Raw genomic sequence first — 11367 nt, 5'->3', positions numbered from 1 at the left:
CTGATTTGTTTCCGAGGCATGACAATTCGATTTCGTTTCCCGAAACGTTTGCTCCTTATCCGCCTAAAAACCATTACGAAACGCAACAACCCTCGTTTCTCAGGTTAATTTGATCACGGACAAGAGATCGACCACAATGAGGTCGGGATCGTAAGGAAGGAACGGTTTCACCGCGCGGCGCTCCCGTTCCGATCTTGCGCGCCTGCCGCGTTTCCTCCTTGCGTGCAAAGCCGGAAATCTGGCGGACGAGAAAGCGTGGGCCGCGTTCTTCGAGCAGCGTCCGGCTTGTCTCGATTGGCCGCAGTGCGCCACCACGGAGCGCATGCTCACTCTGACGCAGGATGGCTGGCCACAGGGTGCCGGGCCGCCGGCGTAAATGTTCCATGGTTCGATGGGCACTCAAGTCGCGCGAGGAGAGCCACCACACCTACGCTTTGTAACCGATAGCGCGTAACAGATCCTTACGCCATTGAACGTCCTCCTCGTTTTCCACGCCGAGCGGCGGGAACCCGTCAACCACCCCCACGATGCCGCGCCCTTGCTCCGTCTCGGCAACCAGAATCTGCGCGGGATTCGCTGTCGCACAGAATATCCGGCATACCTCCGGCACGGTTTTTATCGCATTCAGAATATTGACGGGGTAAAAGCCGTCGCCGAGAAAAATCACGAAACTGTGGCCCGCGCCGATGGCCGTCGCATTCTGGCACGCCAACTCGACCAGGCCGGCGTCGGTGCCAGACCGGCGCACAAGACGCTTACCTGACGCTTCACAAAAGGCCAAACCAAACTTGATACCCGGAACGGTACCGACCATTGCCTCGTGCAGATCCTCGACAGACTTGATGAAGTGGCTTTGCCCCAGGATGAAGTTCGTCGCTTCAGGTTTGACGATAGTTACCGTAAGCAGTTGCATATCTGACCTCGTTCTGTGCCGCCAGGAACACTGCGCAGAGGCGGTTTTGGCCAGCAGGCGGATGTTAGTTCATCACGTTTCGCCGGACAGCGACCGTCTTGGCCATAATCAAGCCTAGTACGAACCGGAGACGCATGCCTGTGCATTCCTGCACTAGAATGGATTTCTCACAGTACCGGGCAGTGCTGGTGAGTCGTATCAGGCCTGCCAGGTGGATTCGTGTTGGAGAAGTGCATATGCCAACGTACCAATATCGTTGCGAGAAGTGTGGCCATTTGTTCGAGCACGCTGAACATCTCGCCGAACACGAGAGCGCCCATCCGAGTTGCCCGAAGTGCGGAAGCGAGACGTGTCAGCACGTACCCACGCCATTTATCGCCAAGACGTCGAAAAAGAGCTGAAATCTTGGTTCGCGACAACTCGTCCATGGAGCGGATGATTCACTGTCGGCGCTCCCCCCTGGCGTCCGGACGGTGGGTGCCACGTGAGCGCAACAGCACAAGGACCTCATGAGTCGTCTAGTCGTCGTTTCAAATCGCACTGCCGATCCTCGCAAGCCTGCAGCCGGCGGACTCGCCGTAGCGGTAAAGGACAGCCTGCTACAGACCGGTGGGCTCTGGTTTGGCTGGAGCGGCAAGATCTGCGAAGCGGCGGATGGTGCAACAGTCGGCCGGGGCGAAGTTCATGTTCAAACGGCGGGCAACGTCACCCTCGCGACACTTGATTTAAGCCGGGAAGATCACGATACGTATTACCTGGGTTACGCCAACAATGTCTTATGGCCGGTATTCCACTACCGGCTGGACCTGGCCAATTTCGACACACGATTCGCTGCAGGCTATCGGAGGGTCAACCAGTTATTCGCGCACAAGTTGCTGTCGCTATTGAAGCCTGACGATCTCATCTGGGTTCATGACTATCATTTGATCCCGCTCGCGGCCGAGTTGCGAGCCATGGGATGTAACAACCGCATCGGCTTCTTCCTGCATATTCCGATGCCGCCGCCGCTAATCATGGCCGCGATTCCGGAACACGAATGGCTCATGCGCTCGCTCTTTGCCTACGATCTGGTGGGCTTTCAAAGCAAAGCCGACCTGACGCATTTCACTCACTACGTCGAATCGGAAGCGCAGGCACGACAGTTGAGCCCGGATCGTCTTCGGGCATTCAATCGAACGTTGCGGGTCGGCGCGTACCCCATCGGTATCGACGTCGACGACTTCATTCGTCTTGCCGACTCGAAGGAAGGGCGCGACATGTTTGTGCGGATGCGCGAGGAGTATTCGCGGCGGCGCTTGCTGGTGGGCGTCGACCGGTTGGACTACTCGAAGGGATTACCGCAACGTGTCCATGCTTTCCGCGAACTGCTGACCTTCTACCCGGAAAACCGCGATAGTGCGACGCTGATCCAGATCGCCTCCCCTAGCCGCGAGGACGTCGACGCCTACGACGATCTGCGGCGTCAGATGGATAGCCTGTGCGGCGCGATCAATGGCGACTTCGGTGAACTGGACTGGATGCCGGTGCGCTACATTCATCGCAACGTGGCCCGAAAGCGTCTGCCGGGTCTTTATCGCGCGAGTCGGGTTGCGCTCGTTACGCCGTTGCGGGACGGCATGAATCTGGTCGCGAAAGAATTCATCGCCGCACAGGACTCCGCCGATCCGGGCATGCTGGTGCTCTCGCGCTTTGCCGGAGCCGCGGAGCAATTGAAGGAAGCGCTGCTGGTCAATCCCTACGACACGCAAGGCACGGCGCAGGCCATCCAGCGGGCGCTAACGATGTCGCTCGATGAACGGATCAACCGGCATGAAGCGCTCCTTCAGCGAATCCGCAGGTTCGATGTGCACTGGTGGAGTTCGACATTTCTGCAAGCGTTGGAAGACTGCGGGCAGCAAGAAGAGGCGGCGAGCGGTATGCACCATCTATCTGGCTGAGCACGGTCGGCAGGCTCGCGCATCAGCGAACTCACACTCCCGACCGTTAAGGGACTTCCGGAAATCCCGATGCCGGCCATTCAAATGACCATTTGAGGCTGCGCTGGACGCTTTCATGCCGTCTGGCCGGTCAAGTCCTCCGGTTGGACGCGCCCCTTTTTTCTGCTGAACTAAAGAGCCACCGCCGCTTGGTCGAGTTTCATTCGACTCGTTGCTCGCTCGTTCTGCTGTCAGTGTCGTCAATCGGAAAGGTCCTTCCGACAATGGCGTCGGCGCACTATTCTTTTCATCAAGTGGGGTGCGAGGCCAGCCTCGCGAACGAAAGTTCGGTGCGAGGCTTCTTAAGACGGCAGCGCTTCATCGCGCCTGTGCGCGATGGACCAACTATTCAAGGAGGCGGCGTCATGGATGAGTTTGCGATTCAGGGATTTCGCGGAAGGCCGATCGGTCCGTCAGACAAGGACTACGACGAGGCGCGAGCGCTCTACAACGGCATGATCGATAAGCGGCCCAAGGTGATAGCCCGCTGCACCGATGCCGCCGATGTCATGGCAGCGGTCAACTACGCGCGCGAAAACAAACTGCTTCTCGCAATCCGCGGAGGCGGACACAACGGTCCCGGTTTGGGCAGTTGCGACGGTGGCCTGGTCATCGACCTGTCGCAGATGCGCAGCGTGCGCGTCGACCCAGCGAGCCGCACCGTGCGTGTCGAACCAGGCTGCACTGCAGCGGATGTCGATCACGCGACCCACGCTTTTGGCCTCGCCGTACCGCTCGGCATCGTCGGCAGCACGGGCGTCGCAGGTCTGACCCTGGGCGGAGGAACCGGCTACCTCACGCGCAAGCACGGCCTCACAGTCGACAATTTGCTCGAGGTGGATGTAGTGCTGGCCGACGGCTCTTTCGTCACCGCTAACAAGGACAAGCATGTTGACCTCTTCTGGGCTGTGCGCGGCGGCGGCGGCAACTTCGGCGTGGTCACAAGTTTTCTATTTCAGGCCCACCCAGCCAGAATGGTGTTCGCCGGTCCGATCTTCTGGGACGCCAAGGATGCCAGGCAAGTTATGGCGACGTACCGCGACTTCATCCCACACGCCCCCGAAGAGCTTGGCCTGTTTGTCGGCCTCAAAACCGTACCTCCAACCGATCCCTTCCCCAAGGAGCACTGGAACAAACGCGCCTGTGCCCTGATCGGTGCCTTCAACGGGCCGATCGCGGAAGGTCAGAAACTCATGGCCTCGCTGCTCGAGAAACTGCCCGTCCCGCTGTTCAACTGGATGGGCGAGATGCCGTGGACTGCCATCAACAGTCTGTTCGACCCGTTTTTCCCTAAAGGCTTGCAGTGGTACTGGAAGGGCGACTTTGTCAAAGCGCTGCCTGACGAGGCAATCGACGTGCACATCGCTAACGCGCTCAAGGCACCGACCCCGTTCTGCCTGATGCATCTTTACCCCATCGACGGCGCCGTTCGGCGGATCCCCAGGGATGCCACGCCGTGGAGCGCGCGGGACGCGTCTTTTTCGATGGTAATTGCCGCGGTCAGCCCGGATCCCAAGGATGCCGAGGCGCTTAAGACCTGGGGCCGTGCCTACTGGGGGGCTATCCACCCGTTCAATCTGGAAGGCGCCTACGTCAACTTCCTGGACGCCGACGAGGCCGAGAACCGAGTCGAACTAAGCTACGGCGAGAACTACACGCGCCTTGCGTCGATCAAGGCGAAGTACGATCCCAATAACCTGTTCCGAGTCAACCAGAACATTAAACCGAAAGCGTGAAAATTTATGCGCGCGGCCTCGCGCGCCCGCGCCGCGTGGTGGTGTTCAGCGCGATCACGCTGCAAACATTGCCGTCGTCGTTGCCGGGTGACTTGCTTGGGCCGCGCACGTTTGAAGAGCGTCCACGTCGCGCGAACTCCGTGGGGTTCACGTTCCCCGCACTCCATTGCCTGTGCAGAGGGTTGAGACACGCTGTGCGAATATGCCCGGTCTGCGAACGGTCGTGATCGTCCTTCACCCGGGGCGTTAGCGGCATGAGTTCACCGCGTCGGCATGCGAGGCGAGAATCGTGTACCGATTAGCCGCTCTCGCACTCCGGTTTTTATTTGAGGTCGACCGTGACGAAGCTTCGTGCGTGATTGCGCTGGATCAGCAACGCTGCCTTCTTGCCAGCCCTTGCCGCAAGCGATGCCAGTTCATCCTGCGACGCGACCAGCGTGCCGTTCAACGACAGCACGACATCGCCCGGCTTGATGCCGGCAGCCGCCGCTGTCCCCGACACGTCATCGACCATCAGGCCTTGAGGAAGATCCATGCTGCGCCGCTCCTGGTCGGTCAAAGAATGCATCGTGAGGCCAAGATGATCGAGCGCGTGAAACTGCCGCGAGCCTGCGTCAGAGCTTGGGCCTGCAACCCCGCCCGCACCTGCGTTCGCCTCTTGCGACGCTGGCCCGACATTCACCATCACCGTCATCGGCTTGTGATCGCGGATCAGCTTCAGCGGGACTTTCGTTCCGGTCTGCAACGCCGGGTTCTGTCCGGTTAGATCGGCCGCGTGGTCGATAGGCTTGTCGGCGAGTTGCACGATCACGTCGCCCGCTTTCAGATTGCTCGCCGCCGCCGGACTGCCCGGGTCGACCGACGTCACCAGCGCGCCCGCCGCGCGCGGCAGGCCGAACGCGTTCGCCAGATTCATATCGACGTCCTCTACCTGAATGCCCAGATTGCTGCGCGCATTGTCTTGAGCGCTTGGCTGGCCCTGCTGGGCTTGCTCACCCTGCAACTGTGAGCGCACCTTGTTCGCCATATTGATCGGGATTGCGAACGTCAGGCTCTGCAGACGATCGCTATCGGCATACACCTGCACGTCGATGCCGACCACTTCGCCCGCGTGGTTGAACACGGGGCCGCCCGAGTTGTCGGGGTTCAGCGACACGTCCGTCTGGAAGAACGGAAACGTGCTGCCATCGGCGAGCGTGCGCGACGTCGCGCTGACGATGCCCGCCGTGACCGTGTTCTGATAGCTGTCTGGCGAACCGATCGTCAGCACCTGCTCGCCGACGCGCACGCGCGCCGAATCGCCGAGCTTGACGGTAGGCAGCTTCGTCGCGTCGATCTGGATCACGGCGACGTCGCTTTGCGTATCGACAGCCACGATTTTTGCCTTGAACTCGCGCCGGTCGGTCAGGCGCACGGTCACGTCATCCGACTGATCGACGACATGCGCCGTCGTCAGAATGAGACCGTTCGGGCTCACGATGAAGCCAGATCCGACGCCGGACATCACCCGCGGCGTAGCGCCCAGGCCGTTTTGCGATTGTGGCAAGGCCTGCTTGAAGAACGAAAAGATCGGATCGTCACCGTCGACCGCTTCGGCGCTGGGACCAAAAGCGGGCGTCGCGCTCGCGGGCGCATTCACCGGCACTGTCACGCGGATATTCACAACCGCTGGCCCATAGCGCTCGACGATCGCAGGAAAGTCGATTGGCGCGGGCGTGCTGCCGGTTGCAGCGCGCATATCCTTCGATCGCGCGGTGGCGGGCGCCGGTGGTGGTGCTGATGCAGGAGCAACCGCGGAAGCGGCTGCCGGAGAAGTGGCGACTGCGGCTGCGTCCGCGCAGGAACAACCGGTCAGACATGCCGTTGTTACGGCGGTGTAAAACCAGATGCGAGACAGAGTTGAGTGGGTCGATTTGGTATGGTTAAACACAGCGCACCTCCCATGGTGCCTTGCACTGTGAAGAAATTATTTCGCGCGTCTGATAGCGCCGAGCGCGTTCCATTGCGCTCGCGCGCAGGGATACGATCGACCCGATACATGATCTTCGATGGATCAAAGTCGACTTGAGATTCGGCTGCAGCATGTTTGCCAGCGACGGCCATCAGGACGCGAACGGTTTGCTCGCTCGTCCTCTTTTATTTATAGGGAAGCAGCGAGCAAATTGCAGCGAGTACAAATCCTGGCGTGCGTCAAAGGGTTGTCGTCGGCGCGCGTTTCATGCGGCGATGCAAAATGCGCCGACGATCCGTTCCTGCGCATAGGTAAGCGCGTCGCCGGCCGCTTCTGACTGGTCGGCCCCGCGCTCGCCGCTGATGCCTAGTAGCCTCTTGTAGCCTCTTCTAGTAGCCTCTTGTCGATGAACTGATTGAGTGGATGGTTGGAGCAGGCTAGCAAAGCCTTCCCGAGGGCAATGACTCATCTGGAAACGCAGCTGATCACCGATCTACCGAAGGCGCACCTTGAGCCGCTCCATTCAGCATGCGGTGAGTAATCTGCGATCGAAGCGCCTGCAACTCCCCGCTTGCCCGCATATCCCGAATGACGGCCTCCACCCGGGGCACGAGTTCGCGGTTGCGCTCATTCAGGAAGTGGTACATATCAATATGCTGCAGGGGCGGCAGCGCCGCTCGCAACTGCGCATCCAGACCCAGCCTGCGTATGACGAGCATACCGCTGAAGAGATCGTTGACGGCAACATCGATGCGATCGTGGGCAAGCATCAACATCATTTGATCCATCGTCTCGGTGATTTCAACCTGCGGCATTCCGGCCGTCCCGCGCTCAGACGAACCTACACCGCGTATGATGCCGACGCGGTAAGGACGCAGCGATTCCCAACCGTTGACGTGGAAATTCAACTCCTTCACGAAGGCCGCTGGCTCGATATAGTTGAATGGTTCCCTGACAGCGACGAGCGTCGGATATTCTCTCTGCACATCGAGCACGCGCTGAACCTCACCGTCCAGGCGGCCCGAACTCGACTCGATCAACGACCGCTTGGCCGGCACGTCGACAAATTCAACGTGAATGCCGAGCTTGGCATAGACAACCGTGAGAATCTCCGCACCAACCTCCTGGTCCGGGACATTCGCTATACGCGCGATCTGCAACACGGGCTGAGCTGGGACATTTATGCAGGCGAAACCGATCAGGCTGCATGTCAGCAGCCTTAAAACTTTCCCCGGGAGCATTGCAGCTCGGCGAAGCGCCGGACACCTGGTCGTAAGCATGTCAGATTCCCGGAAAATGCTTAAAGTCTAGCGTTAATGCCGCTCGCTGTCGGCGGACGTCGGGCGAAAGATGGCCTCGTACGCGGAAGCTTCCGGCGCGGCGGACGAAGGCGTACAGGCGGCGGATTCCGGCCGTTGCCTTACCCAATGCGTCCGACGTTCGAACGACCGCTTTGCGCACCTGGTGTGCCCGTGATGGAGAATGAGGCCAGCGAAACGTAAATTAAAGAGATCGTATATCGGCGATTGCGTCAGACGATATCTCGTGCTGCGTTGAGCAGAATTTGGTACCTTATGGGCGCGCTCTTAAGCCAAAGCTTCGTAGCATCTCGACACGTCGCTACTCAAGTTCGCCCGCACGCCTATGATTTGGGGCACGGTGGTCCGGTCAAAAGAAGCTATCCCGCTGCGTCGAAATTGAGAAGATCGTCATTGCCATGTTGGCGGCACCGTAGCTGAAGAAACGCGCTTTTTGCAGATCCTGATAACCAGAGAAAAGGGAATGCCGTGACCAAGTGCGATCGCAATCACGAGGTTCTTTTCAGCGTAGGCCGACGGCAATTTCTCGGCTACACCGGCGCCGGGATGCTCGCGGCGGTGCTACCCGGCTGCGGCAACGGCGACATCCAGTCGACGGCGTATCAGCAGACCATTGCGCTCGGTCAGCAGATGATCCAGCAGGCCGTCAGCGATCCGTCGAATCCCGTCGCCGCGATCTCGATCGCGATGGTCAAGGGCAACACCGTGGTCTGGCAGCAGGCCTTCGGGTTGGCGTCGGTGCCGGGGCAGATCAAGGCAACGCCGCAAACGCGCTTTAACATCGGCTCGGTCAGTAAGTTGTTCGCGGCACTGGCGGCGACGATCCTCGTCGATCGCGGTCGGATCACGCTCGACACGCCGATCGTCAAATATCTACCGACCTTCACGATGCTGTCGCCGGAATACGCGCAGATCACCACGCGTCATCTGCTGTCGCATGCATCCGGTCTGCCCGGCACGAATGGGCGCAATCTCTTCACGTTTGAGCCGGTTGCCGGATACGCCGCCGACACGCAAGCCGAACTCGCCAACTCGCACCTGAAGCATCTGCCGGGTGAACTGGCCGTCTATTGCAACGACGGCTTCACGATGGTCGAGCAGATCGTGCTCGCCATGACGGGTCAGAGCTTCGCGGACTTCGTCCAGTCGGCGATTCTCGCGCCGCTGAAGATGACCCAGTCCAGCTATCTGACGAGCGTGCCGTCCGGAGGATCGTTCTCACTGCCGTACGTGAACGGCACGCAGCATCAGGAATTCGTCAATGCGTACGCGACCGGCGGACTGAGTTCGACGCCCGCCGACATGATGAATCTCGCGCAGATGATCTACGGCGGTGGCGTGTTCCAGGGACAGCGCATTGTGTCTGCAGCGGGCATCGCGCAGATGGGCATGGATCAGACAAAAAACCTGACGATCAACCCGTCGCCGGAGTGGCGCTGGGGTCTCGGCTGGGACTCCGTGGTGCAGCCGGCGCTCGACGCCGCGGGCGTGCTCGGCTGGGAAAAAGACGGCGGCACTGCGTTCTACTCGACCGAATTTTTCGTGGTGCCCAACTCGCAGTTCGCGCTGCTGGTGACCGGCAATGCGGGCTACAACGCCCGGGCGATTGCCGAAACGCTGGTGCTGTCGGCGTTGAAGGAAGACGGCACGATTTCGTCGCTGCCGGCGAAGCTTGGCACCACGGCGCCGCCGGTCGCTTCGGGGCCGGGCATTGCGAGCGGCGCGGGCATCTACGGCAGTTCGGATTTGCCGTATCAAGTGCTCGCCAACGCGGATGGTAGCCTGCAGATCAACCAGTGGGACGCTGCTACGCGAGGCTGGGCGAAGATCGGCGGGTACCAGTACCGCAGCGACGGCTGGTGGTGGAGCGATAGCGATTCGGCGTCGTATCGCTTCGCAGTCGTGTCGGGCAACGACAGCGAAGGAAACGCGTTCAACTATCGCTATCTGATGAAGCGGGTCGTGCCGGGCGCGGGCTACGCGTATCTGACGCTGCCGGTCGGCCAGCAACTCGCCCCGCTGGCGGCGCTCGACAGCGCGTGGCAGCAACGCGTTGGCACACAATGGACGTTGACCAACGATGCGCCGAGCGCCGTGCCGATTGTCGTTCTTGGCAATCCGCCGGCGTTCTTCGCGACACTCGCCGAACTCCCGGGCTACGTGCTGTACGGCAACGATGATCTTCGCTATCAACTGATCGTGCCGCTGAGTGATACGCTCGGCGGCATGTCGATCAAGGTGCCGGGCAATTTTGGACGCGACCTCTATGAGATCCGTTTCGCGTCGACCACGGCAACTTCGCTGACGATCGGCAGTTCGATCTACGCGCGGATCTGACAGTGAGTCGTTCCATGACGCCGGGCCTCGCGGTCTGCGTCGACGGCATCGCGTTCGCGCACGCGGCGCCTGGCGAGCATGCGGCGGTCTTCGGTTTGCCGCAGCGCGCGCACCATGCGTCGCTGCGATTTTCTCGCGCAGAAACGACCCGGGACGGCGGTCTGAACGACGGCTTATCCGCAGCGACAGATTCTCCGCAACAACGACCGCTGACAAGCAACTTCGGCCACCTGCTGCATTGCTTTCACACGCCGACTTTGCCGAGCAGAATTCGGTGGAAGTCAGTACGGAGTACGGGAGCCCTTCCCCATCGCCGGGGTCGGGCTTTGTGTTCGGGGAAGCTGTCGTGGATGCCGTTTGCCTGGATGGTCGGACTCCCGATTACTCGCTGCGGCCCGAAGTAAGGTTTGCCTTGATCCACGATGCCACGTCGGTGACCGGAATGGCGCGGCGTTGGTTGAACGTCCCACTCTTGTCCCATGCGACGCCCCTCGAGTCGAGTACGAGCTGTCCGATACGGCCATGGAGCTGCTCGTTAGCACGGTGCCGCTGTGGACTTGGGTCGTTGAGCGGTTGATCGAGCCGCGCACACGGTTGACTTCGTGCTCGTCGAATCGCGGGAGCCCACGCCCGTTGCATGAATCAACTCACCGTCCAGTCCATGATCAATCATGTACGCCCTCACTGTCTGGGCGCGCGCGAGGGACAACGGGTAGTTAACCGCTTCGGGCCCAAGACGGTCGGTGTGACCTACGACCGAAATGGACTGAACGCCGCGACTCTGCCTGATACGCGTAGTGACCTGGTCAAGAGCGGCCGCTCCGCCCGGTAAGATCGAAGCGCGGCTTGACTGCCCGAAAGCAAACAGGGCATCGCTTCGCAGCACGAACTCATCGACCGTTTGCGCCGCAGGTGCGACCGGCTGCGAGGCCGCTGAAGCCGGGGTATCCGGCGCGTCGCCACACGCGAATGTGAGTCGTCGCGTGACATCTGTCTGGTCATTGTCCGGCAGCAGGCGCCCGACTTTCTGCACCGGGCGAACCGGTTCGCCGTGACAGATCCGCTCGGCGGCCTTCATGCAGGTAGCCGGTCCTTCGAACAGCCCGTGACATTCCACCTGATGAAGCGTGGAACC

At 60.6% G+C, this 11367-nt stretch carries 9 protein-coding genes and 1 pseudogene; 4 read left to right on the top strand and 6 right to left on the bottom strand.

The annotated features are described in order from the left end of the window. Nucleotides 1-73 precede the first annotated feature (73 nt). Nucleotides 74-385 (bottom strand): hypothetical protein, encoded by a 312-nt coding sequence (locus tag B0G80_RS48260; RefSeq protein WP_408968342.1) that lies wholly within the window; start codon nucleotides 383-385, stop codon nucleotides 74-76. A gap of 42 nt (nucleotides 386-427) precedes the next feature. Further along, the gene (locus B0G80_RS26940; RefSeq protein ID WP_116121036.1) at nucleotides 428-913 is read right to left on the bottom strand and encodes an adenosine-specific kinase; all 486 of its coding nucleotides are present in this window, start codon (nucleotides 911-913) and stop codon (nucleotides 428-430) included. A 236-nt stretch (nucleotides 914-1149) separates the two neighbouring features. On the opposite strand from B0G80_RS26940, the gene B0G80_RS26935 reads away from it, so the two are divergent. The 3 genes from B0G80_RS26935 to B0G80_RS26925 all read left to right on the top strand — a co-directional run bounded on the left by B0G80_RS26935 (nucleotide 1150) and on the right by B0G80_RS26925 (nucleotide 4625). Then, a complete protein-coding gene (locus B0G80_RS26935) occupies nucleotides 1150-1314 on the top strand; it encodes a zinc ribbon domain-containing protein (protein WP_106286471.1) in 165 nt (54 codons plus the stop codon). Between the two features lie 108 nt (nucleotides 1315-1422). Beyond that, a complete protein-coding gene (otsA, locus tag B0G80_RS26930) occupies nucleotides 1423-2850 on the top strand; it encodes an alpha,alpha-trehalose-phosphate synthase (UDP-forming) (RefSeq protein WP_116121034.1) in 1428 nt (475 codons plus the stop codon). 404 nt (nucleotides 2851-3254) lie between these two features. After that, nucleotides 3255-4625 (top strand): FAD-binding oxidoreductase, encoded by a 1371-nt coding sequence (locus B0G80_RS26925; RefSeq protein WP_116121032.1) that lies wholly within the window; start codon nucleotides 3255-3257, stop codon nucleotides 4623-4625. Between the two features lie 322 nt (nucleotides 4626-4947). Here B0G80_RS26925 and B0G80_RS26920 read toward each other — a convergent pair whose 3' ends face one another. Together B0G80_RS26920 and B0G80_RS26910 are read right to left on the bottom strand one after the other, a co-directional pair. Then, nucleotides 4948-6363 (bottom strand): trypsin-like peptidase domain-containing protein, encoded by a 1416-nt coding sequence (locus B0G80_RS26920; RefSeq protein WP_258879052.1) that lies wholly within the window; start codon nucleotides 6361-6363, stop codon nucleotides 4948-4950. Nucleotides 6364-7061: 698 nt separating this feature from the next. Beyond that, nucleotides 7062-7739, bottom strand: coding sequence for an ABC transporter substrate-binding protein (locus B0G80_RS26910; protein ID WP_220377498.1), 678 nt, complete (start codon nucleotides 7737-7739; stop codon nucleotides 7062-7064). Between the two features lie 624 nt (nucleotides 7740-8363). On the opposite strand from B0G80_RS26910, the gene B0G80_RS26905 reads away from it, so the two are divergent. Beyond that, complete coding sequence (locus B0G80_RS26905; protein ID WP_408968338.1) at nucleotides 8364-10232, top strand: serine hydrolase domain-containing protein; 1869 nt, start codon at nucleotides 8364-8366, stop codon at nucleotides 10230-10232. A 381-nt stretch (nucleotides 10233-10613) separates the two neighbouring features. On the opposite strand, the pseudogene B0G80_RS47280 reads toward B0G80_RS26905, so the two are convergent. Beyond that, nucleotides 10614-10724, bottom strand: a pseudogene (locus B0G80_RS47280) (aromatic alcohol reductase); the annotation flags it as partial. 43 nt (nucleotides 10725-10767) lie between these two features. Beyond that, nucleotides 10768-11310, bottom strand: a complete 543-nt coding sequence (locus B0G80_RS26890; protein WP_258879051.1) for an OmpA family protein — start codon at nucleotides 11308-11310, stop codon at nucleotides 10768-10770. Nucleotides 11311-11367 lie beyond the last annotated feature (57 nt).

The sequence above is a fragment of the Paraburkholderia sp. BL6669N2 genome (genome assembly GCF_003387275.1).
In the GTDB taxonomy this organism is placed as follows: Bacteria; Pseudomonadota; Gammaproteobacteria; order Burkholderiales; family Burkholderiaceae; genus Paraburkholderia.
This window is presented reverse-complemented; position numbering and strand designations above follow the sequence as displayed.

Excerpts from the sequence above, each read along its gene's own strand:
- B0G80_RS48260 (WP_408968342.1), bottom strand. The coding sequence starts at position 385 with ATGGAACATTTACGCCGGCGGCCCGGCACCCTGTGGCCAGCCATCCTG.
- B0G80_RS26940 (WP_116121036.1), bottom strand. The coding sequence starts at position 913 with ATGCAACTGCTTACGGTAACTATCGTCAAACCTGAAGCGACGAACTTC.
- B0G80_RS26935 (WP_106286471.1), top strand. The coding sequence starts at position 1,150 with ATGCCAACGTACCAATATCGTTGCGAGAAGTGTGGCCATTTGTTCGAG.
- otsA (WP_116121034.1), top strand. The coding sequence starts at position 1,423 with ATGAGTCGTCTAGTCGTCGTTTCAAATCGCACTGCCGATCCTCGCAAG.
- B0G80_RS26925 (WP_116121032.1), top strand. The coding sequence starts at position 3,255 with ATGGATGAGTTTGCGATTCAGGGATTTCGCGGAAGGCCGATCGGTCCG.
- B0G80_RS26920 (WP_258879052.1), bottom strand. The coding sequence starts at position 6,363 with ATGCGCGCTGCAACCGGCAGCACGCCCGCGCCAATCGACTTTCCTGCG.
- B0G80_RS26890 (WP_258879051.1), bottom strand. The coding sequence starts at position 11,310 with ATGAAGGCCGCCGAGCGGATCTGTCACGGCGAACCGGTTCGCCCGGTG.